At 63.7% G+C, this 21183-nt stretch carries 22 protein-coding genes; 8 read left to right on the top strand and 14 right to left on the bottom strand.

What is annotated here, in order from left to right:
* Positions 1-51 precede the first annotated feature (51 nt).
* The 5 genes from kdsA to FJW06_RS29165 form a co-directional block, all read right to left on the bottom strand.
* On the bottom strand, positions 52-897 hold the full coding sequence (gene kdsA / locus FJW06_RS29180; protein WP_140757016.1) for a 3-deoxy-8-phosphooctulonate synthase: 846 nt from the start codon (positions 895-897) through the stop codon (positions 52-54).
* Complete coding sequence (locus tag FJW06_RS29175) at positions 894-1769, bottom strand: VOC family protein (protein ID WP_140757014.1); 876 nt, start codon at positions 1767-1769, stop codon at positions 894-896. The genes kdsA and FJW06_RS29175 overlap by 4 nt, the downstream gene beginning before the upstream one ends.
* A gap of 68 nt (positions 1770-1837) precedes the next feature.
* Positions 1838-2128 carry a Dabb family protein gene (locus FJW06_RS29170; RefSeq protein ID WP_140757012.1) on the bottom strand — a complete coding sequence of 97 codons (291 nt, stop codon included), beginning with the start codon at positions 2126-2128 and terminating at the stop codon, positions 1838-1840.
* A 103-nt stretch (positions 2129-2231) separates the two neighbouring features.
* Positions 2232-2360: a hypothetical protein gene (locus FJW06_RS30890; protein WP_263649028.1), complete on the bottom strand. Its 129-nt coding sequence runs from the start codon at positions 2358-2360 to the stop codon at positions 2232-2234.
* A 197-nt stretch (positions 2361-2557) separates the two neighbouring features.
* The gene (locus tag FJW06_RS29165; RefSeq protein WP_140757010.1) at positions 2558-3823 is read right to left on the bottom strand and encodes an NAD(P)/FAD-dependent oxidoreductase; all 1266 of its coding nucleotides are present in this window, start codon (positions 3821-3823) and stop codon (positions 2558-2560) included.
* 172 nt (positions 3824-3995) lie between these two features.
* On the opposite strand from FJW06_RS29165, the gene FJW06_RS29160 reads away from it, so the two are divergent.
* Complete coding sequence (locus FJW06_RS29160) at positions 3996-4652, top strand: 5-formyltetrahydrofolate cyclo-ligase (RefSeq protein ID WP_140757008.1); 657 nt, start codon at positions 3996-3998, stop codon at positions 4650-4652.
* On the opposite strand, the gene FJW06_RS29155 is transcribed toward FJW06_RS29160, so the two are convergent.
* Positions 4649-5122 carry an Lrp/AsnC family transcriptional regulator gene (locus FJW06_RS29155; protein ID WP_040994689.1) on the bottom strand — a complete coding sequence of 158 codons (474 nt, stop codon included), beginning with the start codon at positions 5120-5122 and terminating at the stop codon, positions 4649-4651. The two genes, FJW06_RS29160 and FJW06_RS29155, sit on opposite strands and share 4 nt — an antisense overlap.
* Before the next feature lie 205 nt (positions 5123-5327).
* Here FJW06_RS29155 and ald point away from each other — a divergent pair, with 205 nt between their 5' ends.
* Positions 5328-6443 carry an alanine dehydrogenase gene (gene ald, locus FJW06_RS29150; protein WP_140757006.1) on the top strand — a complete coding sequence of 372 codons (1116 nt, stop codon included), beginning with the start codon at positions 5328-5330 and terminating at the stop codon, positions 6441-6443.
* A 459-nt stretch (positions 6444-6902) separates the two neighbouring features.
* Here ald and FJW06_RS29145 read toward each other — a convergent pair whose 3' ends face one another.
* The 6 genes from FJW06_RS29145 to FJW06_RS29120 form a co-directional block, all read right to left on the bottom strand.
* Positions 6903-7370 carry a DUF1203 domain-containing protein gene (locus FJW06_RS29145; RefSeq protein ID WP_140757004.1) on the bottom strand — a complete coding sequence of 156 codons (468 nt, stop codon included), beginning with the start codon at positions 7368-7370 and terminating at the stop codon, positions 6903-6905.
* Between the two features lie 147 nt (positions 7371-7517).
* Positions 7518-8063, bottom strand: coding sequence for an OmpA family protein (locus tag FJW06_RS29140; protein ID WP_140757034.1), 546 nt, complete (start codon positions 8061-8063; stop codon positions 7518-7520).
* A gap of 209 nt (positions 8064-8272) precedes the next feature.
* Entirely contained in the window at positions 8273-8836 is a 564-nt protein-coding gene (locus FJW06_RS29135; RefSeq protein WP_140757032.1) for a GNAT family N-acetyltransferase, read from the bottom strand.
* Positions 8836-9687, bottom strand: a complete 852-nt coding sequence (gene sseA, locus FJW06_RS29130) for a 3-mercaptopyruvate sulfurtransferase (RefSeq protein ID WP_140757002.1) — start codon at positions 9685-9687, stop codon at positions 8836-8838. The genes FJW06_RS29135 and sseA overlap by 1 nt, the downstream gene beginning before the upstream one ends.
* Positions 9688-9718: 31 nt before the next feature.
* A complete protein-coding gene (locus FJW06_RS29125; protein ID WP_140757030.1) occupies positions 9719-10462 on the bottom strand; it encodes an alanyl-tRNA editing protein in 744 nt (247 codons plus the stop codon).
* Entirely contained in the window at positions 10462-11496 is a 1035-nt protein-coding gene (locus tag FJW06_RS29120) for a cysteine synthase A (RefSeq protein WP_140757000.1), read from the bottom strand. The genes FJW06_RS29125 and FJW06_RS29120 overlap by 1 nt, the downstream gene beginning before the upstream one ends.
* A gap of 191 nt (positions 11497-11687) precedes the next feature.
* Here FJW06_RS29120 and FJW06_RS29115 point away from each other — a divergent pair, with 191 nt between their 5' ends.
* The gene (locus FJW06_RS29115; protein WP_140756998.1) at positions 11688-12536 is read left to right on the top strand and encodes an SDR family oxidoreductase; all 849 of its coding nucleotides are present in this window, start codon (positions 11688-11690) and stop codon (positions 12534-12536) included.
* A 69-nt stretch (positions 12537-12605) separates the two neighbouring features.
* Complete coding sequence (locus FJW06_RS29110) at positions 12606-13595, top strand: alpha/beta fold hydrolase (RefSeq protein WP_140756996.1); 990 nt, start codon at positions 12606-12608, stop codon at positions 13593-13595.
* Positions 13596-13647: 52 nt separating this feature from the next.
* Here FJW06_RS29110 and FJW06_RS29105 read toward each other — a convergent pair whose 3' ends face one another.
* Positions 13648-15105: a DEAD/DEAH box helicase gene (locus FJW06_RS29105; RefSeq protein ID WP_140756994.1), complete on the bottom strand. Its 1458-nt coding sequence runs from the start codon at positions 15103-15105 to the stop codon at positions 13648-13650.
* Positions 15106-15494: 389 nt separating this feature from the next.
* Between FJW06_RS29105 and FJW06_RS29100 the strand changes: the two genes are divergently transcribed.
* From FJW06_RS29100 to waaF, 3 genes are read left to right on the top strand one after another with little or no spacing between them, the layout of a single operon-like run.
* Positions 15495-17027 carry an acyl-CoA carboxylase subunit beta gene (locus FJW06_RS29100; protein WP_140756992.1) on the top strand — a complete coding sequence of 511 codons (1533 nt, stop codon included), beginning with the start codon at positions 15495-15497 and terminating at the stop codon, positions 17025-17027.
* Between the two features lie 55 nt (positions 17028-17082).
* Positions 17083-18024, top strand: coding sequence for a glycosyltransferase (locus tag FJW06_RS29095; RefSeq protein ID WP_140756990.1), 942 nt, complete (start codon positions 17083-17085; stop codon positions 18022-18024).
* A 60-nt stretch (positions 18025-18084) separates the two neighbouring features.
* Complete coding sequence (gene waaF, locus FJW06_RS29090; protein WP_140756988.1) at positions 18085-19104, top strand: lipopolysaccharide heptosyltransferase II; 1020 nt, start codon at positions 18085-18087, stop codon at positions 19102-19104.
* A 30-nt stretch (positions 19105-19134) separates the two neighbouring features.
* Here the strand turns inward: waaF and FJW06_RS29085 are convergent, their stop codons facing one another.
* Entirely contained in the window at positions 19135-20652 is a 1518-nt protein-coding gene (locus FJW06_RS29085; RefSeq protein ID WP_140757028.1) for an NAD(P)H-hydrate dehydratase, read from the bottom strand.
* A gap of 348 nt (positions 20653-21000) precedes the next feature.
* On the opposite strand from FJW06_RS29085, the gene FJW06_RS29080 reads away from it, so the two are divergent.
* Positions 21001-21183: P-II family nitrogen regulator (locus FJW06_RS29080; RefSeq protein WP_140756986.1), on the top strand; the 183-nt coding region annotated here is incomplete at its 3' end.

The raw sequence follows: 21183 nt of genomic DNA, 5'->3' as shown, positions 1-21183 counted from the left end.
TTGCGAAACGAGCGTAGTCCCGGCCCAAAGCCGGCGCAGGATCGGGTCGGATCAGTGGCCCTTGGCGATGCGATCAAAGGCCATCAACTTTTCCAGCAGCGCCGGCATGTCCTTGAGAGGCACCATGTTAGGGCCATCCGAAGACGTGGAATTGTCGGGATCCTGGTGGGTTTCGATAAAGACGCCGGCGACGCCGACGGCAACGGCCGCGCGCGCGAGCGTTGCGACGAAGCGCCGTTCGCCGCCGGAGGAGCCGCCCTGCCCGCCCGGCTGCTGGACGGAATGGGTCGCGTCGAAAATCACCGGGGTGCCGATCTCGGCCATGACCGGCAGAGCGCGCATGTCCGAGACCAGCGTGTTATAGCCGAACGAGACGCCGCGCTCGGTGGCAAGCACGTTCGGATTGCCGGAGCCGGTGATCTTGGCGACGACGTTCTTCATGTCCCAGGGCGCGAGGAACTGGCCCTTCTTCACATTGATGATCTTGCCGGTCCTTGCCGCGGCGACCAGCATGTCGGTCTGGCGCGACAGGAAAGCCGGGATCTGCAGGACATCGACATGCGGTGCAACGATCGCGCATTGTTCCTCGGTGTGGACGTCGGTCAGCACCGGCAGCCCAAATTCCTTGCGCAGATCGTCGAAGATCGGCATCGCCGCATCGAGCCCGGCGCCGCGCGTCGCCGACAGCGAGGTGCGGTTGGCCTTGTCGTAGCTGGTCTTGTAGACGAGGCCGATGCCCAGCCGCCCGGTCAGTTCCTTCAGCGCGCCGGCCATGTCGAAAGCGTGCTGGCGCGATTCAAGCTGGCACGGACCGGCTATCAGCGACAGCGGCGCATTGTTGGCAAAGACCACCTTGCCGACGGTTACCGATGAATTGGGCGCCAGGGGCTTGCTCATGGGGTCTCCCGGAAGATGAAGGCGGCGCCCTGGCCGGGCGCCGGCGGCACGACGATATCGTTGCCGCTCATGTTGTGTCGGACTGCGTTGTCCGCAAGCAGGCGCCTCACGGCGGCCTTGTCGCGGATCGAGAAGGCAATGGCTGTGAAGCGCAGATCCGGTGACGGCGCGACCGTCAGGCCAAAGCGCGAGGCATAGTCTTCGGACGACAGAACGCTGAGGACTGCATTCGGCAGCCGCACCGCGTCGCCGGCGCTCGCATCGGCTTCGGCAGCGGTCGCGATCAATCCGATCTGGGCGGCAGCCCTGTCGCTGACGGCGATGATTTCGAGAATACCCGTCACGCCATTGGCGTGCGCCTGCAGGGCCGTCCGGTCGATTTTCGGAGCGTTGATGCGCTGGCAGGCAAAGAGGAAGGCTTCATCGGCCTCCTTGTCGGATATGAATGCCAGCTTGAAGGAAGCGGTATCGCTGTTGCCGTTCGCGTCGGTAAAGGCGCGCGAGAAGCCCAGCATCTCGCCGGCGGAAAGGCCGGCCTCGACATAGCGCGCATGATCGGCATCGGCATTGGCGGTTGCGAACACGACAGCGGAAAAGCCTTCATCGCCGAGGGTCTGGCGGTAAAGGCGGTCGCGCGCGACGAAGACATTGCCCTCGCCTATGGCGCGGTCCGCCATCTGTTCGTTGCCGACGGCAAGCGGCTCCAGATAAGTGCCGTCGGCGAAAAAGACGCAGGCATTCTCCGTGCCGAAGGGGTGGATGCCCGTGGGCGCGACGACAAAGCCGAGCGAAGCCAGACGCGACCGGACGGCATCAAGGCTCCCTGTCGGCAGCACGAGGTGGTCGAACGGATGGGCGGAGCTTTCGATCATGTTGGCTCGGTGTGCCCCATTCGGGCCCGCGGTTCAAGAGCCGCGGCCAGACGGAGCGCGCTGCTGGTTCAGGCCGCGGCCACGACATCGGCCGAATAGCGCAGCTCGCGCAGCGGCTTCACCTTGCTGGTCGTGTCGGCATAAATCGGGTGCGCCTTGTAGGCAGCAAGCGCCGCCTCGTCCTCGAACTCGGCATAAACGACCACGTCGATCGCGTTGGAGAACAGATCGACCTTGGTGTTGAGCGTCACCTCGAAATGCCTGGAGTGCGGGATCTTTCCGAGCGCCAGCAGGCCCGAGCGCACAGCCTCGACATCTTCCTTGCGCCGCACGCTGAAGAAAACGATGTGCCGGATCAAGCCAGCCTCCCTGATCTTCGATTCAGCGGTGTTTCTGTGGGAGCAATGCCTGGGCGTCAACCGGAAACGATGTCGCGCCCGCGATGCTGAAGTCGGCGCGACCTTACCCGGTGACGTAGCGCACGATGCGCGACATCTCCCGCACGGTCACATCGAGATAGTGGCCGTGATTGTACAGGCCGTCCCAGAATAGGAAGAAGGTGATGGCGGCGATGACGATCACGTAACGCATGGTTAAAACTATCGCATGTGAATGGCCGGAACCAGAGCAGGAGCAGCATCGATCGTTCCAGTTCACTGCTTTTTGCTTGGCGGTTTCGGCCAGCGGTGCCTACGCCGCATGAGCGCGAAGCCACGCTCGTGACGCCACGGAATAAAACCGCGATCGGCCATCGGGCATCTTCGCTGCCGGCAGCGACGGCCCGTGAATCAGCTTTTGTCGTCGTCGCCCTGCGTGATCAGGCGCGCGCTGCGCTGACCGGTAAGATAAATCCATAGCCAGCTAAGCGAGACCGCAAGGCGGTTGCGGAAATCGATGAGAAAATAGATATGGGCTATGCCCCAGAGCCACCAGGCGAGCCAGCCGGTGAGCTTGATCCAGCCGAAATCGATTGCCGCGGCGCGCTTGCCGATTGTCGCGAGGTCGCCGGCATGCCGGTATTGGAAGGGACGCATCGCCGTGTCGCCGGCCAATCGTGCCTTGATCGTCGCGGCGACATGCTTGCCCTCCTGCTTGGCCGAGGGTGCCACGCCCGGCACCGGCTTTCCGTCCGGCCGCAGCACATGTGCGGTGTCGCCGATGACGAAAATGTCGGGATCGCCCGGCACGGTGAGGTCGGGTTCGACGATCACCCTGCCTGCACGGTCGGCCGCCGTCCCAAGCCATTCGGCCGCCGGCGAAGCGGCAACGCCGGCCGCCCAGATGATCGTCCTTGCCGGCAGGCGCTTGTCGCCGAAGACGACGCCCTCGGCATCGAGTTGCGTCACGGGGCGGCCGAGCTCGACGGTGACGCCCAGCCGTTCGAGCGCCTTGCGGGCATAGTCGGAAAGCTCCGGCGCGAAATTGGCCAGGATCCGGTCGCCGGCTTCGATCAGCACGACCCGCGCCTGACGTGTGTCGATGTTGCGGAATTCGCCGCGCAACGTGTCATGCGCGAGCTCGACAATAGTGCCGGCGAGTTCGACACCGGTCGGCCCGCCGCCGACGATGACCAGCGTCAGCAGCGCCTCGCGCTTCGCCGGGTCGGTTTCGCGTTCCGCCTGCTCGAAAGCGAGCAGGATGCGGCGCCGGATCGCGGTGGCATCCTCGAGCGTTTTCAGCCCCGGCGCGAACGGTTCCCATTCGTCATGGCCGAAATAGGCGTGGCGCGCGCCGGTGGCGAGCACGAGCGTGTCGTAGGGAACCGAGCTGCCGTCATCGAGTAACACGCGCTTACCGGCGCGGTCGACGCCGGTGACATTGCCCAGAAGCGTCGTCACGTCCTTGCGCCTGCGCAATAGATGACGGATCGGCCAGGCGACCTCGGAGGTCGCCAGCGACGTTGTCGCCACCTGGTAGAGCAGCGGTTGGAACAGGTGATGATTGCGTTTGTCGATCATCGTAATGCGCACCGGTGCGCCAGACAATGCGCGGGTGAGTTCGAGCCCGCCGAACCCGGCGCCTACGATCACGACATGATGTCTGGCTTCGCTCATTTCATTCACCTCGCGGCGTAAACCACCACACAGGGATGTAAGTATTTTTGTGCACTGCAACAACATCCTGCCGGTCGGGAAAGATGCCCCAGAGTCGTCGCTCGGCGTCGTGAATGCACATGTAGCACGTGCCGCCACCGGTGTAGCGTGGGGCAGCACGACAGGAACTATCATGCCTGATAATCGCGACGACGACGGGCCGGCCCAATACGCATCACCGCCATGCTTCATGCATGAACTCGACCCCCAATACCGGGAGCCGCTGTCCGACTGGACGGATGTCAGGCGATGGCGCAAGGCCGAGCGCGAGCGGCTCATCAACGCCAGGCTTGCCGTCGCAGCCGATGCGCGCGCCGCGATGTCGGCGCGGATCGCGGATGGCATCGACGCGCTCATCGGCGATATAGACGGCCGGATGGTCAGTCTCTATTGGCCGTTTCGCGGCGAGCCGGACCTGCGCGGCTGGATGGCCTCGATCAATGAGCGCGGCGGCCGAACCGCGCTGCCTGTCGTCGTCGAGAAGGGGCAGCCGCTGGTGTTTCGCGCCTACAGACCGGGCGATCGGCTGGAAAAAGGCGTCTGGAACATTCCGATCCCGGCCGAAGGCGATCCGGTGCTGCCCGATATCGTGATCTCGCCGATCGTCGGCATCGATTCCGGCAAATATCGGCTGGGCTACGGCGGCGGCTTCTACGACCGCACGCTCGCCGCGATGCCGTTCAGGCCGCTGGTCATCGGCGTCGGCTACGAATTGCAGCGCATCCCGACCATCTACCCGCAGCCGCACGATATTCCGATGACCACTGTGGTCACGGAGGCCAACGCCTAGGCCATCTCGGGCCGCAGCCCGACGGCCGTGCGATCGACGATCTCGCGCAATGCAAAGGACGAGTTGATCTTAGTCACGTGCGGCATCGCCGACAGCCATTCCTTGTGGATGCGCTCATAATCGACGAGGTCCTTCGCCGCGATGCGCAGGATGTAGTCGTATTCGCCCGACATCAGATGGCATGAGAGCACGTTCGGGCAGCGCTTGATCGCCGCCTCGAAATCCGACAGCGTCTTTTCGAATTGGCCCGACAGCGATATGTGCACGATCGCCGTCATCTGGTGGCCGAGCGCGCTGTTGGAAAGCCGCGCGTGATAGCCGCGGATGGTTCCGGACTTTTCGAGATTGTCGAGCCGGCGCGAACAGGCCGATTGCGAAAGGCCGACCTTCTCGGCAAGCGCCGCATTGGGGATCCGACCATCCTTCTGCAAAGTCTCCAGAATGGCGATATCAATCCTGTCGAGCGGCATTTTTCGTGGTTCCTGCGAAGTTCCGGCTGTTTTGCGCAACGATTATCGAACAGCGGTCCTTGCCGCAAGTGCATTCGCAAACACATACGGAACGATTTGTGGTTCACTGCGATTATTGCGCGTCCACCTCCGCGTTCGGAGCCGATGGCATGCGCGAGTGACAGGGAGAGCGCCTCGTTGAAAGGGCGCGGACAGGAGAAGAAAGATGCGTGTCGGCTGCCCCAAGGAAATCAAGAACCATGAATATCGCGTCGGCATGACGCCCGGCTCGGTTCGCGAATACGTCGCGCGTGGCCACGAAGTGCTGGTCGAGACGGGTGCCGGCGCCGGCATCGGCGCCGACGATAACGCCTATCGCGCCGCGGGCGCCACCATCGCCAAGACGGCCGCCGACGTGTTCGCCAAGTCGGACATGATCGTCAAGGTCAAGGAGCCGCAGCCCAACGAATGGGTCCAACTGCGCGACGGCCAGATCCTCTACACCTATCTGCACCTCGCTCCCGATCCGGAGCAGACCAAGGGTCTTCTCGCTTCGGGCGTCACCGCGATTGCCTATGAGACCGTGACCGACGACCGCGGTGGCCTGCCGCTGCTCGCGCCGATGTCGGAAGTCGCCGGCCGCCTGTCGATCCAGGCCGGCGCCACCGCGCTGCAGAAGGCCAATGGCGGCCGTGGCGTGCTTCTCGGCGGCGTGCCCGGCGTGCTGCCCGGTAAGGTCACCGTGCTCGGCGGCGGCGTCGTCGGCCTGCATGCGGCAAAGATGGCGGCCGGCCTCGGCGCCGACGTCACCATCATCGACCGCTCGATCCCGCGCCTGCGTCAGCTCGACGACATCTTCGGCGGTCGCGTGCATACGCGATACTCGACCGTCGAAGCGCTGGAAGAGGAATGCTTCTCGGCCGATGTCGTCATCGGCGCCGTGCTGATCCCGGGTGCAGCCGCACCCAAGCTCGTCACCCGCGAAATGCTTTCCGGCATGAAGAAAGGCTCGGTGCTGGTCGACGTCGCGATCGACCAGGGTGGTTGCTTCGAGACCTCGCATGCCACGACCCACGCCGATCCGACCTATGAGGTCGATGGCGTCATCCACTATTGCGTCGCCAACATGCCCGGCGCGGTGCCGGTCACTTCGGCGCACGCGCTCAACAACGCCACGCTGCATTATGGCCTGCAGCTCGCCGACAAGGGCCTCAAGGCGTTGGTCGACGACCATCACCTGCGCAACGGCCTCAATGTCCATAAGGGCAAGATCACCAACCGCGCTGTCGCCGAAGCGCTCGGCTATGAGATGGTCGAGCCGAAGGCGGTGCTTGCCGCCTGATATCCGGCCGGAACTTCCTCCTGTCGCGCCCGCCGGGTCATTCCGGCGGGCTTTTTCTTGCGCGCAAAACTTAATCCGTGCCGAATCCGGGCAACAAAAAAGCGGAGCAAAAGCCCCGCTTCCTCGAAGTTGCGATCCGCCGCCGGTCCATCCGCGGTCGACCGATCGTCAACCATTACTTTCTAGCGCAGGAGTACGACGGGAATACGACAGTGCTGGAAGGCCCGGTTCGCATCTTCCCGGCCATTATGCCGCTTGTGTGAAATGCTTCACATTCGCCCGTCGGGAAAGACGCCTAGACACGCGCCGTTACTGGCGGCCTGAGCTGCTTTCCGGGTCGGGCGAGTCCGGCCCGGATAGCACTTGCCGACAGCTTCTGTCAGACCCTCCAACGGCCCGCCTGACCATCGGCGGGCTTCTTTTTGGAGTCATACCGGTTTGGGATGGGCCGGTTTTGGATCAGGCCCGCTCGATCCGGCATTGGTAGCAATTGTTCCGCGCCGAGCGGACATGGATGTAGGCGATGTCGTCGCGCTCAAGCAGTGTTGTTGCGCGGGCGGCGATGTCACTTGTCGGCGTAACTGCGCCGCTGCCATAGACGATGCGATCGTCCTTACCGTAGCCCCTGACGATATAGTCGCTGCTTTCGAGCATCTCCGGTAGCGCTTCCCCGTCGGCGGCGCGCTCGCATTCCTCGGCATGAAGGAAGATCGGGCCGGTTTCGGCATAGGGCTGCAGTTCCGGGAAAGGCCGGTAGGCAACGATCAGGTAGCCGTCGCCCTCGGCGACGTTCTTCAGGCAGTGCCTGCAAGGCACGCCGTCGCCATCAGAAATCCTGTGTTCCGGGGCGCGGCCATAGGCATCGGGCCCTCCCCGCTGCAAGGCGCGCACGGCTTCGGTCGGCAAGGCTTTGAACTGGATGCTCATGAGCGAAATCTCCGGTGTCGATGTCCGGAAATTTATGCCTTGGCGATTGCGCCTCCCACCCGATTCCTGACTGGCGACGTGCATATGGAAGAGCCCGGCTGCCTTGCGTAGCCGGGCTCTTGACTGTCGGCATTGTCGGCCCGAGCGTTACCGCACGAAATCGTCGAAGCGACGCAGCGTCACGCGGCGGTTGCGCCAGTTTTCCTGCTGGGTCTGCACGAGCAGGAACTCCTCGCCATAGCCGACGGTCTCCAATGCGAACGAAGGCACGCCGAATTCGCCTACCAGCGTCCGCTTCAGCGACGCGGCGCGACGTTCGGACAGGATCTGGTTCGATTCGAAGGAGCCCACGGCGTCGGTGTGGATGCGGGCGCCGCGGTCGCGGCGCAGGATGCGGTGGAGCGCGTCGGCGATGATTTCGACTTTGCCGTATTGCGAGGGGGCAATGGCGGCCGAGCCGAACTCGAAATTAATCGACTGAATATCGATCGAGCGCGCCATGCGCCGCAGGTCCGGCCGGCGCTTGAACTCGCGAATGGTAACGCGCTCATTGGGGCGAAACTTCTTGCTTGGGGCGGCGTCGAGCTGGCGCTCGATCGTAGCGGCCGAAGGCGTGGTCGCCTGCGCGGACGCCAGGCTCGGCATGGCAATCGCCGCAATCATGGCGACGGCAAATGTACGTCGGGTCAACATGTCTTTCTCCTGACAGACTCGGCCTTGTAATGCGGCCGGACAATGGCAAAGACAGTCGGAAGCGGCGATGAACGGGATGTTCAGGCGCAAGGCAATTCCAGGGAACGGCTTAGAGCAATTCCAGGAAAAGTGTGAGCAGTTTTCCGTCCGGAATTGCGTAAAAACAAAGAGATAGAGTATTCACCGTTTCCGTGAAACGGTGAAATACTCTAACCTCGCATGACGCTGGCCGAGCGCTCGGCGAAGGTCAGTGGACGCACGACCTCCTTCTTCTGCGCCACCGGCGTGAAGCCGAGCTTCTGGTAAAGCGGCAGAGCCGCCGGATGATCGAGCGTGCAGGTCTGCACGGTGACGCGCCTTGGCCCATGCGCCCAGGCCGCCGAGATCGCGGCACCAAGGAACCAGCGGCCGATGCCCAAGCCGTGCGCATGCTCCATCATGCCGAAATAAGCGAGTTCCACTTCGTCCGGAAGATGCGGCTTGAGGTCGAAGAAGCCGGCGGGAGCGCCGTCGAGATAGAGAACGCGGATGTCGCGGTCCTCGCGGTGCAGGCCGGCGGCAAGCTCCTCGTCGCTGAGCCTCAGCACATTGACCCAGTGCCATTTGCGCCCGACGCGATCCATCAGATAGCGGTAGAAGTGGAGCGGGATATCTTTCGTCTTCAGCAGCGCGATCTGGCGGTTGTAGGGGATCGGCGGCGACACCGCGGGTGCGGCATGCATCTCCAGGAAGGTGACCGTGACATCGATATCTTGCGGCGCGCCGTTTTCCATCATTCTTTCCCTGTCACCACCGGCGTGTCGCCGAGACCGCCCCATTCAGTCCAGGACCCGTCGTAGAGCCGGTTGTCGCTATGGCCGAGCGTCTCCAGCGCCAGCGTGATCGCCGCCGCCGTGATGCCCGAGCCACAAGACGTGACAACGGGCTTCGAGAGGTCGATGCCGGCATCCTCGATCACCTTGCGCAAGCGGTCCTTGGGCAGCAATTCGCCATTCTCGGCAAGCGCCGTGATCGGGACATTGTGCGCACCCGGCATGTGGCCCGAGCGGACGCCCTGGCGTGGTTCGGGATCGGTTCCGGCGAAACGGCCGGCCGAGCGCGCGTCGGCGATCTGGCTCTCTTGGCTGCCGACGATCCTGCGCATCTCGTCGAGGCTAACGACCCTGCCCTTGTCGAAATCGGCATGGAAGACACTCGGCGCAATCTTGGTCGGCTCGGAAGTCACTGGCCGGCCCTCGGCCTTCCAGCGGTCAAGTCCGCCATTCAGGATGTAGACCTGGAAGACCCCCATGACGCGGAACATCCACCAGGCGCGCGGCGCCGAGAACAGGCCGGGCCCATCATAGACGACGATGGTGTCGTCGGCCGAAACGCCCATCGCGCCGACATATTGGGCGAAGTGCTGCGGCGAGGCCAGTGTGTGCGGCAGTTTCGAATCCGGATCGGAAACCGCGTCCTGGTCGAGGAAGCGCGCTCCGGGAATGTGGGCGGCATCGTATTCGGCCCGGGCGTCGCGCTTTTGCGCCGGCAGGTACCAGGAGGCGTCGATGATGGTAAGGCCGGGCTCGCCAAGCCGCTTTTCCAGCCAATCGGCGTCGACGATGAAAGGACTGTCCTGCGCCATTCTGTTCTCCCTGCCCCGCCTCGCTTTAACGTCAGCTCGCCGGCATCGGCCCGAAGCGGATGCGGAAGCGCCGGTTCTCGCGGCCTTTCTTCTCGATCTTGCCGATATGTATGTCGCCGACCTCGCCGGTCGACTTCACATGCGTTCCGCCGCAGGGCTGGCTGTCGATCGAACCGTTGTCGCCTATGCACACCAAACGAATCTTGCCGGTCCCGACCGGCGGACGGACGTTCTTCGATTTGACCAGGCCGGGATTTGCGGCCAGCGCCTCGTCGGTGATCAGCCGGGTGAAGATCGGATGATCGGCGCGCACCAGCTCCATCAGGCGAGCCGTCACATCTTCCTTGGTGAAGCCGGCATCGGGAATGTCGAAGTCGATGCGGCTGTCGTCCTCGGCGACCGCCGCCCCGGTGATCGGAAACGGACAGACGACGGTCAGCAGGTGACAGGCGGAATGCATGCGCATCAGGAGGTGCCGCCGCTCCCAGTCGATCAGAAGCTTCAGTTTTTCGCCGACAACGGGAAGCGCCTGTTCCGGCGCCGGCACATGGATGATCTCGTCCTTTGTCTCGCCGGTGATGGTGGCAGCGATCGCTATGCGGCCGCCGTCGGCACGTTCGAGCGTGCCGGTGTCGCCCGGCTGCCCACCGGATGTCGCATAGAAGATCGTGCGGTCGAGAACGATGCCGCCGCGATCGTTGATGGCGACGACCTCGGCCTCGGCCGTTTTCTGATAGGCGTCGTCGCGAAACAGCGCCTCGGTCTTGTGCGCCATCATGCTACCTTTTCGAACGGCACCGAAATGTCGGCCTTCTCTTCCATCCAGCCCGGCACGGGAAGATTCTTGCCGCGCAGGAACTCCGGATTGAAGAGCTTGGACTGGTAGCGCGTGCCGTAGTCGGCAAGGATCGTCACGATGGTGTGGCCGGGTCCGAGCTCGCGCGCCAGCCGGATGGCGCCGGCGATGTTGATACCGGTGGAGCCGCCGACGCAGAGACCCTCCTCCTGGATCAGGTCGAAGATGATCGGCAACGCTTCCTCGTCCGGGATCTGGTAAGAGAAGTCCGGCGCGAAGCCTTCGAGATTGGCGGTGATGCGGCCCTGCCCGATACCTTCGGTGATCGAGTTGCCGCCGGATTTCAACTCGCCGCTGGTGTAGAAATTATAGAGCGCGGCCCCGAGCGGATCGGCGAGCGCGATCTTGACGTCCTTGCTCTTACCCTTGAGCCCGAGCGCGACACCGGCAAGCGTGCCGCCGGAGCCGACCGCCGAGACAAAGCCATCGACCTTGCCGCCAGTTTGGCCCCAGATTTCCTCCGCGGTCGTGCGGACGTGACCATCGCGGTTGGCAACATTGTCGAACTGGTTGGCCCAGATCGCGCCGTTGGGCTCGGAGCGCGCCAGTTGCTCGGCAAGACGGCCGGACAGTTTTATGTAATTGTTGGGGTTCTTGTAGGGCACGGCCGGCACCTCAATGAGCTCCGCGCCCAGGATCTTGATCACGTCCTTCTTTTCCTGGCTCTGGGTGTCAGGAATAACGATCACGGTACGGTAGCCGAGCGCCTTGGCGACCAGCGTCAGGCCGATGCCGGTGTTGCCGGCAGTGCCTTCGACGATGACCCCGCCGAGCTTGAGCAAGCCGCGCTGCTCGGCATCGCGGATGATGAACAGGCCGGCTCGATCTTTCACCGATTGCCCCGGATTCATGAATTCGGCTTTGCCGAGGATCTCACAGCCAGTTGCTTCCGAAGCCTTGTTGAGCCGGATCAGGGGCGTGTTGCCGATCGCTTCGATCACAGAACGGGGCATGTGGGATTCCTTCATGTGTGCGGCGAGACCCTAAAAACCGGACGCCGCGGTTTCAAGGCAAGATTTTGCCTGGTCCAGTCGCATTCCGGATGGTGCAATGCTCGCGATCATTTCAACGCCAGGTGCAAAACCGCTCTTTTCAACCGATTTCTCCACCGCTAGAGCAAATCGCAACATCCGCAGGACACCCCATGACACTCTACCGGGCCAATCCGAAAGACGGTGTCGCCTGGATCACGGGCGGCAGCAGCGGGCTTGGCCGGGCGCTGGCCAAGGATCTCGCCAATCAAGGCTACGCCGTGGCGGTGACGTCGCTGCCGCAAGATCCGGCCGACACACTGATCGTCGAAACGGCGCAGATGCCCGGACATGTGAGGTCCTTTCCCTGCGACGTGACGGACGAGCAAGGGATGGCGCGCACGGCCGCCGCGATCGAAGAACAGATGGGACCGATCGTGCTTGCCGTCTTCAACGCCGGCAACTACATCGCCACCCCAGGCGAGAACCTGGTGGTGCGCGATTTCCATCGCTCCTTCGCGGTGAACTATTTCGGCATCGTCAACGGCGTGGTGCCTGTCGTCGAGCATATGCGCGTGCGCGGACGCGGCCATATCGTTCTGGTCGGGTCGGTTACCGCCTATTCCGGCTGGCCGACGACGGCTGCCTATGGCGGCACCAAGGCCGCGATCAACATCCTTGCGGAGTCGCTGAAATACGACTTCGACAAGATGAACATCCGCATCCAGGTCATCAATCCGGGATTCGTCGACACGCCTTTGACCGAAAAGAACAAGTTGCCGATGCCGGGCCTCATGCCTGTGCACCGCGCGTCGCGCCGCATGGCGCGGGGCATCCGGAAGGGCGGCTTCGAAGTCACCTTCCCCTATCACATAAGCTGGCCGCTGAAGCTGCTCGGCCTGCTGCCGCGGCCGATCGGCCGCTTCGTCATCGGCCTCACCACCCACTGGTGGGGACGGCCGTTGCATTTCGATCGCAGGCCGGCGGGCGAAAAAGACCCATCCCGCGACAGCGCACCATAAGCCGGCGAAACGGCGATTGCCTGCCGGCGGGGACGGCCATAGGTTGAGAATCATTGCTTGGAGACTGGAATGGGGCGGCGGATCGTGCTGGCGGTGCTTGGCCTTGCAGTCATCCTGGTCGCCGGCTTCTTCCTTGGCCCGCGCGTGCCGGTCGATACCACAATCCGCTTCGATCCATCGGTGATCGGCGATGATCCGCAGGCCTATCTGGCGCGTGAAGAGGCTGCCGTGCCCAACATGCGCGACGGGCTCGACAAGGAGATCATCTGGGCGAACCCGATGGTCCACGCCAAGACGCCCTTGGCCATCGTCTACATCCATGGCTTTTCAGCCTCGAAGGGTGAAGTCCGTCCCTTGCCGGACGATGTCGCGGACGAACTCGACGCCAACCTTTTCTACACGCGCCTGACCGGCCACGGCCAGGACGGCGCGGCGATGGCGCAAGGCAGCGTCAACGCCTGGATCAACGACTATGAGGAGGCCTTGGCCATAGGCCGTGCCATCGGCGACAAGGTGATCGTCATCGCAACCTCGACCGGCGGCTCGCTGGCGGCGTGGGCCGCAACGCAGCCGGGCGCATCCGACGATGTCGCGGCCATCGCGTTCATTTCGCCGAATTTCGGCGTCAAGGCCTCCGGCGCCGAAGTGCTGACCCTGCCCTGGGGGAGGCAGATCGCCGAGCTTGTCGGCGGCAAGGAGCGCAGCTTTCCCGCGCGCAACCCGCTGCACGAGAAATTCTGGACCACCAAATACCCGATGAAGGCGGTGCTGCCGATGGCGGCGCTGACCAATCTTTCCTATGCCGCGCCGGTCGAGCAGGCAAAGATCCCTGCCCTGTTCATTTTCTCGGATTCCGACAAGGTGGTGCGGCCGGACCGTACGCGCGAGATCGCCGGGCGTTGGGGCGGTCCGCACGAGCTGGTGCCGGTCGACGACACTGGCGATCCGGACCATCACGTCATCGCCGGCGATGTGCTGTCGCCGCAGACCACGGGTTTTCTCACCCAGCGTATCGTGGTGTGGGTGAAGGCGCTGCTGCAGCAGCAAAAAGGCCAGTGAAACGAAAACGGCCGGAGCATGCTCCGGCCGTCCCTGATCGGATTTGATGGGCTCAAGCAGCCCGGTTCGCCGGACGCTTGCCGCCGAAGCGGCGCTTGTTGTTGCCCTTGAAACGCTTGAAGCCGTCGGGCTTGCTCGAGCCATTCGGCTTGGCCGCAGCCGGGCGTTCGCCCTGCGGCTTCGAAGCGCGCTCGCCATGAGGCTGACCGCCGAAACGCTTGTTGTCGCCACCGTTGCCAGGGCGGCGGCCATCGCGGCGGGCGCCGTGATGCTCGCGGTCATTGGCCGGTTCGAAATGACGCTCGGTCTTTTCTCTCGGGTCGCGCTGCGGATCCGGGCTGCCGAGATGATCGGCGACGACCGGCAGCCTCATGCGGATGATGCGCTCGACCTGCCGCAGCTTGGCGTTCTCGGAAGGATCGCAAAGCGTGATCGCGATGCCATCCCTGCCGTTGCGGCCGGTGCGGCCGATGCGGTGGACATAGCTTTCCGCTTCGTCCGGCAGATCGAAATTCACGACATGGCTGATGCCGGGCACGTCGATGCCGCGCGCGGCGATGTCGGTGGCGACCAGGATGCGGACCGCGCCCTCGCGGAAATCGTTGAGCGCCTTCTGGCGGGCGTTCTGCGACTTGTTGCCGTGGATGACGGCGGCTTCGAAACCGTCGCGCACAAGATCCTTGGTGACGCGGTCGGCGCCGTGCTTGGTGCGCGAGAACACGATCACCGCGCGCATCGCCTCGTCGGCCAGCATCTTGGACAGCACCTGGCGCTTCTGCCTGGTGCGGGCGAGCACCACACTCTGCACGATCTCGGCGGCCGTCGTGCTCTGCGGCGAGACCTCGATGCGGACCGGATCCTTTAACAGGCCCTTGGCGAGCTCGGCGATCTCGTTCGGCATGGTGGCCGAGAACAGCGCCGTCTGGCGGTCCGGCGCGGTCGCCTTGGCGATGCGCTTGACGTCGTTGATGAAGCCCATGTCGAGCATGCGGTCGCCCTCGTCGAGGACGAGCCATTTGGTGTCGGCAAGGATGAGGTCACCCTCGCGTACGAGATCGGTCAGCCGCCCGGGCGTTGCGATCAGGATATCGACGCCGGGCGCGATCTTCTTCACCTGGCTGAAGCGCGAGACGCCGCCCAGCACCAGCGCGGTCGAGACATGCGCGCCCTTGGCGAGGATCTTGATGGTGTCCTCGATCTGGACGGCGAGCTCGCGAGTCGGTGCCAGGATGAGCGCCCGCGTCGTCTTCGGCCGGCGCTTGGTGCCGAGGCCGATGATCTTCGACAGGATCGGCAGCGCGAAGGCCGCCGTCTTGCCGGAGCCGGTCTGGGCGATGCCGAAGATGTCGCGGCCTTCGAGCTGCGGCGGGATAGCCTGCACCTGGATGGGCTTCGGTTCGGTGAAACCCGCGGCAAGCGTGGCCTTCAGCAGCGCGCCGCCGATGCCAAGGGCCGCGAAACCGGAGAGTTCCCCAGCGTCGTTGCTGGGGAGAGTGTTTTCGTTGGTCAAATTTATCTTCTTTCAAGCGGCGCAATCGCCGCAAACGTCAAATGGCGGCAGGGCGCAACCTGCCGTCGAAACAATCATAAGGAAACGACAAGGCGGCGGACGGGAAGCGTCCGCGCGGCTGCGCTGTCGTGCCCGCGGGCTTCATGCCCCGGGGCTTTTTCGCCGTCTTGCCGATCAGCCGTGGCCGATTTGAAAGAGGGAAAACAGACGCAACCAGTCTCATTCGTGGAGAAAGCCGGACAGGCCGGCCCAAGCGCCTATGCCGCTGCATATGGCCGAGTCCGCGCCAAAATGCAAGAGGCGATGTTGCGTTGCAGCAAAACGAGGGCGCTTGCGCTCTCCTGCCCTCGCCATTACCACAAATCACTTATCCGTTTTGGGGACCTGTGATGAAAGACGTGCTGAAGGAACTCGAGCGCCGCCGCGAGATCGCCCGCATGGGCGGCGGCAAGGATCGCATCGAGGCGCAGCACAAGAAGGGCAAGCTCACCGCTCGCGAGCGTATCGAGGTCTTTCTCGACGAAGGTTCGTTCGAGGAGTTCGACATGTATGTCGAGCACCGCTCGACCGATTTCGGCATGGAGAAGACCAAGATCGCCGGCGACGGCGTCGTCACCGGCTGGGGCACCGTCAACGGGCGCCCGATCTATATTTTCGCCAAGGATTTCACCGTGTTCGGCGGCTCGCTGTCGGAGGCGCATGCCGAAAAGGTCATCAAGGTCCAGGAGATGGCGCTGCGCAATCGCGCGCCGATCATCGGCCTCTACGACGCCGGTGGCGCGCGTATCCAGGAAGGCGTGGCCGCGCTCGGCGGTTATGCCGAGATCTTCCAGCGCAACGTGCTGGCATCCGGCGTCATCCCGCAGATTTCGTTGATCATGGGTCCCTGCGCCGGCGGCGACGTCTATTCGCCCGCCATGACCGATTTCATCTTCATGGTGCGCGACACCTCCTACATGTTCGTCACCGGACCGGATGTAGTGAAGACGGTGACCAACGAGACGGTGACCGCCGAAAGCCTCGGCGGCGCTTCCGTCCATACCACGAAGTCCTCCATCGCCGACGGCGCTTACGATAACGACGTCGAGGCGCTTTTGCAGATGCGCCGGCTGGTCGATCTCCTGCCGGCGTCCAACACGGCCGAGATCCCCGAGATTGAATGCTATCAGTCGGTGATGGATCACGACCTGTCGCTCGACAGGCTGATCCCCGACAATGCCAACAAGCCCTATGACATCAAGGAGCTGATCCTGAAGGTCGCCGACGAAGGCGATTTCTTCGAGATCCAGCAGAGCTTTGCCAAGAACATCGTCACCGGTTTCGGCCGGGTCGAGGGCCGCACAGTGGGTTTCATCGCCAACCAGCCGATGGTGCTGGCCGGCGTGCTCGATTCCGACGCCAGCCGCAAGGCCGCGCGCTTCGTGCGCTTCTGCGACTGTTTTTCCATTCCGATCGTCACCTTCGTCGACGTGCCGGGCTTCCTGCCGGGCACCGCACAGGAATATGGCGGGCTGATCAAGCATGGCGCCAAGCTGCTCTTCGCCTATGCCGAGGCAACCGTGCCGAAGATCACCGTCATCACCCGCAAGGCCTATGGCGGCGCTTATGACGTGATGGCTTCGAAGCACCTGCGCGGCGACATGAATTATGCCTGGCCGACGGCGCAGATCGCGGTGATGGGCGCCAGGGGCGCGGTCGAGATCATCTACCGCAAGGACATCGGCGATCCGGAGAAAATCGCCGCTCATACAAAAACTTACGAGGATCGCTTCCTGTCGCCCTTCGTCGCCGCCGAACGCGGTTATGTCGACGAGGTGATCATGCCGCATTCGACCCGGCGCCGCGTCGCCCGGGCGCTGCGCATGCTGCGCAACAAGGATATGCAGAACCCCTGGAAGAAGCACGACAACATTCCGTTGTGAGCAGAGCTCCGTCAGCCGAAGGGACCACCACCGCCAACATGAGCGCGGAGACGACATGCGTATAACACTTGCGGCCCAGGGCCTTATTCCGTGCAAGGGCTATGGCGGCATCCAGCGGCAGGTCGAATGGCTGACGACGGAAATGGTCAAGATGGGGCATCAGGTGACTTTGATCGCCGGCCCGGGGTCGTCGCATCCGATGTGCGAGGTCCGCCACGCGGTGACCAATGACGAGTGCCGCGCGGCTGTGCCCAAGGACACCGACATCGTCCATCTCCACGCCTGGAAGGTCGAATTTCCTTTTCCGACGCTCAATACCGAGCGCGGCCATCTGCCGGACTATCCGCGGCCGCAGCCGAACTGGAGCTTCATCAGCGCCCGCCATGCCGAGTTGCATGGCCGCAAGACCTTCGTCTACAACGGCTTTCCGGTGGATGCCTATCGCCTGGCAGCGACGAAGAACGACCATCTATTCTTCATGGCGGCCATCGCACGGGCCGGAAAGGGCCTTAACCGGGCGGTGGACCTGGCGAAGAAATACGATTTCAAGCTCGACATCGCCGGTGGCTCGCGCTGGAAGCTGCTCGGCCGCAGCAAGACGCGCCGCGAGCGCGTGTTCTTCAAGAGCCTCTCGCCGCGCTTCCGCTACCACGGCATGGTCGACGGCGAGCCGAAGGTGCGCCTGCTGGGCGAGACCAAGGCCTTTCTGAACCCGATTTCCTGGGAAGAGCCTTTCGGCAATGCGCCGGTCGAATCCATGCTGTGCGGCACGCCGGTCTTGACCACGGCACATGGCGCGCTGCCCGAAACGGTCGACGCCGATACCGGCCGCTTCTTCGACACGGATGAGGAGTTCGCGCGCGGTTTCGGTGAAATCGCCGGTTTGTCGGCGCAAAGATGCCGCGAATCCGCGGCAGACCGGTTTCCGATCCAGAAGGCCGCTAAAGCCTATCTGGAGCTCTACCGCCGCATTCTTGATGGCGAAGCGCTTCCGTGAGACATCACGCAGGCGTCTCCTGTCAGCGGTGGCCGTTCCGGATCGAAAAGGTTTCGCGCATTGCGCCCCATCCTGGTTTTCTGCTTGCCGGCGATCGGTGATTTCATCCGCTGCCATTCGGCCATCCGGATCATCGCCGAGAGATCCCCAGGCCAGCCGGTCGATATCGTCACCTCGAGGATCGCAGCGCCTCTGGCGCGGCTGATGCCGGGTGTCCGCAAAGTCTGGATCACGGAGAAGCAATGGAAGCCGGGGCTGAAAGAGCGGGCGCGCCTGGCGCGCGAAATCCGCAAGGAGAATTACCAGGCGGCCTATATGCTCACCAGCAGCACCAAGGCTTCGCTGGTGCCGTGGCTGGCCGGGATACCGGAGCGCATCGGCTATCCGCGCGAGTTTCAGTTCGGCATCGTCAATCGACTGCCCGCCGGTTGGTTGAAATCGATGGTGGCCTTCGGTCCGCGCAAGACACGGTTGGCGGAACAGGTTTGCGCAATCGCTCGCCTCGGCAAAAGGCCAATTGAAGACGGACCGTTGCCGGCTCCGCAACTCGTTGTTTCTCCTGAAGAGCTTGCGGGTTGGCGTCGGCGCAACAGGATCGACCCAGCAAAACCGGCGATCGCGCTTTACACGTCCGACTTCGCCAATAAGCGTTCATGGCCGATGGAGCGCTTCGTCTCGATCGCGCGCGACTATGCTGGCCGAGGTTGGTCTGTCTGGCTGATCGGCGGACCGCGGGAGCGGCAGGCCGCCGCCGAAATTAAGGCGCAATTGCCCGAGGCAGTCGACTTCACCGCGACGCCCGATATCGCGGAGGCTATGTGCCAGATCGCGGCCTCGACCGTCTTTCTCGGCGTCGATGGCGGCATTTCCCATGCCGCCGGGGCGTTGGGCGGTCCGTGTGTGCTCATCTACGGCTCGAACCGGGCCTATATGCATGGTCCGGTTAACGAACAGGTGATCTTTCTCGAACCGCCGATTTCGATGCCGGGTTGGGTGGAGAACACGCACGCCGTCAGCGAGGACAGTGTTCGCCAGGCCCTGACGACAGCGGTCCGAAAACAGGCGCCGCAATTCGCCTGACCTATTCCTCGGCTTCGGCGCCAAAGCGTTTCATCGGACGGTGCTCTGCGTCAGCTCGCGCAGAACCGGCACGACCGCCAGAGGCAGGTCTTCCGCAATCAACCCTGGTCCGAAACGGCTGCCGGCCTCGGCATGGATCCAGACCCCGGCGCAAGCCGCTTCGAAGGCCGGCATGCCTTGCGCGAGAAGCCCGGCGATGAGACCCGCCAACACGTCGCCTGAACCGGCGGTGGCGAGCCAGGGCGCGCCGTTGCTGTTGATCGCGGCGCGGCCGTCCGGCGCGGCGATCACGCTGTCGGCGCCCTTGTAGACGAGCACGGCGTTGGCGCGCTGCGCCGCTTCGCGCGCCTTGGCCAGCTTCGACAACGCCTTGTCGGCTGCAATGTCCGCAAACAATCTGCCGAACTCGCCCTCATGCGGCGTCATGATCAACGCCGGCGCATCCGGTCTGCCGGCCGCCTCGAACAGCATCGCGGCGACATTGCGGAAAGAGGTGATGCCGTCGGCGTCGAGCACGAGGCCCTCGACGCCGCCGTCCTGGCGGTTTTCGGCGAGCACGGCGAGCGTGAAATCGCGCGCCTTGTCGCCGATGCCGAAGCCGGGGCCGAGGACAAAGGCGGACGGCCGGCGATCGCCGATAAGGTCATGCACGTCCTCGACCGCATCAACCTTGCGCAGCATGATCGAGGTCAGATGCGCCGCATTGACCTGCATGGCGTTCGCGGGCGAGAGCATAGTGACGGCTCCTGCACCGCTTCTTGCGGCCGCAAGCGCTGAAAGGCGCGCCGCGCCGGTCGCGGACGGTCCCCCCGAAAAGACGCTCGTATGGCCGCGCTTGTATTTATGGGTGTCCACGGCCGGCGCGGGAAAGCTCGCGATCCAGAGCCCAGGCCGGTTCTCGAAGGCCCGCGGCGCGACCGCGTCGATGATCTCGTCGCGAATGCCGATGTCGGCCAACACGACCTCCCCGCATCGTCCGCGGCCAGGCAGCAGCAGGTGCCCAGGCTTCTTTCGCGCGAAAGTCACCGTCAGGGCCGCGCAAAATGCGCAGCCCAGGACTTCGCCGCTTTCACCGGAAACGCCCGAAGGCAGGTCGATCGCGACGACCGGCAGGTTCATCTCCGTCGCGATGTCGACCGCGCCCTTGGCCTCGCCGGTGAGAGGCTTCGACAAGCCTGCGCCATAAATCGCGTCGATGACCAGCGAGCCGGCTTGCGCGGTGAAGGCCGAAAGCGGGCGCCGCTCCAGCGTGCAGTCAGCCGCCGCGCGCGCGGCGTCGCTGCCTGCCCGCGGTTTGCTCGATGCCCATAGGGCCACATCGACCCCGGCCTCGGCCAGCAGCCGCGCCACGACGTAGCCGTCGCCGCCATTGTTGCCGGGGCCGCACAGCACATGCACCTTTTTCGCCGCCGGGTAGCGCGCCAGCACGACAGCCGCGACCGCCTCGCCGGCGCGCAGCATCAGCCCATAACCATCGAGCGGCCCGGCCGCGATTGCCAGCCTGTCGGCCTCGGCCATTTCGGCCGGCGATAGAAGTTCATTGCGCATGGGATTGCCCATCTCCATGCGATCAAGCATTGTCCAGTTTTCGGTTCGAAGCAAACCAATGTGATCGCGGCATTATCTTGCACCTGTGATCGTATCCGCGAGGGTTTTGCCTGAAAATTGCGCTGTCTGCCTATTTTTTGCGCAGACCTGAGGAGGGGCGATGTATAGGGTTTGGGCGTCCATGACGCGTCCGATGCAGCGGATGACGCGAATTTGCATCCGGACGCGGCATGGGTTCGAAAACGCCCCTCGCCGCCTGCACTCCTCACGATTGGCACGGTTCGTGCTTGATGGAGGCGCAAGCGGGGCACACAACCCGTCTTCTTGGCAGTGGAGGCCACTTTTTACATGAAAAAGATCGAAGCGATCATCAAGCCATTCAAGCTGGACGAAGTGAAGGAAGCGCTTCAGGAGGCCGGACTGCAAGGCATCACCGTCACCGAGGCCAAGGGCTTCGGCCGCCAGAAGGGACATACCGAGCTTTATCGGGGCGCCGAATATGTCGTCGATTTCCTGCCCAAGGTGAAGATC

The sequence above is a fragment of the Mesorhizobium sp. B4-1-3 genome, from assembly GCF_006439355.1.
In the GTDB taxonomy this organism is placed as follows: Bacteria; Pseudomonadota; Alphaproteobacteria; order Rhizobiales; family Rhizobiaceae; genus Mesorhizobium.
Note: the sequence above shows the minus strand (reverse complement) of the source record. Positions and strands in the feature narration are given on the sequence as shown.

What these genes read in the sequence shown, in the direction of transcription:
- FJW06_RS29095 (WP_140756990.1), top strand. Translation starts at nt 17,083, where the DNA reads ATGCGTATAACACTTGCGGCCCAGGGCCTTATTCCGTGCAAGGGCTAT.
- FJW06_RS29160 (WP_140757008.1), top strand. Translation starts at nt 3,996, where the DNA reads ATGCCTGATAATCGCGACGACGACGGGCCGGCCCAATACGCATCACCG.
- kdsA (WP_140757016.1), bottom strand. Translation starts at nt 897, where the DNA reads ATGAGCAAGCCCCTGGCGCCCAATTCATCGGTAACCGTCGGCAAGGTG.
- FJW06_RS29140 (WP_140757034.1), bottom strand. Translation starts at nt 8,063, where the DNA reads ATGTTGACCCGACGTACATTTGCCGTCGCCATGATTGCGGCGATTGCC.
- FJW06_RS29100 (WP_140756992.1), top strand. Translation starts at nt 15,495, where the DNA reads ATGAAAGACGTGCTGAAGGAACTCGAGCGCCGCCGCGAGATCGCCCGC.
- FJW06_RS29085 (WP_140757028.1), bottom strand. Translation starts at nt 20,652, where the DNA reads ATGCGCAATGAACTTCTATCGCCGGCCGAAATGGCCGAGGCCGACAGG.
- FJW06_RS29165 (WP_140757010.1), bottom strand. Translation starts at nt 3,823, where the DNA reads ATGAGCGAAGCCAGACATCATGTCGTGATCGTAGGCGCCGGGTTCGGC.
- FJW06_RS29115 (WP_140756998.1), top strand. Translation starts at nt 11,688, where the DNA reads ATGACACTCTACCGGGCCAATCCGAAAGACGGTGTCGCCTGGATCACG.
- FJW06_RS30890 (WP_263649028.1), bottom strand. Translation starts at nt 2,360, where the DNA reads ATGCGTTACGTGATCGTCATCGCCGCCATCACCTTCTTCCTATTCTGG.
- FJW06_RS29120 (WP_140757000.1), bottom strand. Translation starts at nt 11,496, where the DNA reads ATGCCCCGTTCTGTGATCGAAGCGATCGGCAACACGCCCCTGATCCGG.
- FJW06_RS29135 (WP_140757032.1), bottom strand. Translation starts at nt 8,836, where the DNA reads ATGGAAAACGGCGCGCCGCAAGATATCGATGTCACGGTCACCTTCCTG.
- FJW06_RS29175 (WP_140757014.1), bottom strand. Translation starts at nt 1,769, where the DNA reads ATGATCGAAAGCTCCGCCCATCCGTTCGACCACCTCGTGCTGCCGACA.
- FJW06_RS29145 (WP_140757004.1), bottom strand. Translation starts at nt 7,370, where the DNA reads ATGAGCATCCAGTTCAAAGCCTTGCCGACCGAAGCCGTGCGCGCCTTG.
- ald (WP_140757006.1), top strand. Translation starts at nt 5,328, where the DNA reads ATGCGTGTCGGCTGCCCCAAGGAAATCAAGAACCATGAATATCGCGTC.
- FJW06_RS29110 (WP_140756996.1), top strand. Translation starts at nt 12,606, where the DNA reads ATGGGGCGGCGGATCGTGCTGGCGGTGCTTGGCCTTGCAGTCATCCTG.
- FJW06_RS29125 (WP_140757030.1), bottom strand. Translation starts at nt 10,462, where the DNA reads ATGGCGCACAAGACCGAGGCGCTGTTTCGCGACGACGCCTATCAGAAA.
- sseA (WP_140757002.1), bottom strand. Translation starts at nt 9,687, where the DNA reads ATGGCGCAGGACAGTCCTTTCATCGTCGACGCCGATTGGCTGGAAAAG.
- FJW06_RS29155 (WP_040994689.1), bottom strand. Translation starts at nt 5,122, where the DNA reads ATGCCGCTCGACAGGATTGATATCGCCATTCTGGAGACTTTGCAGAAG.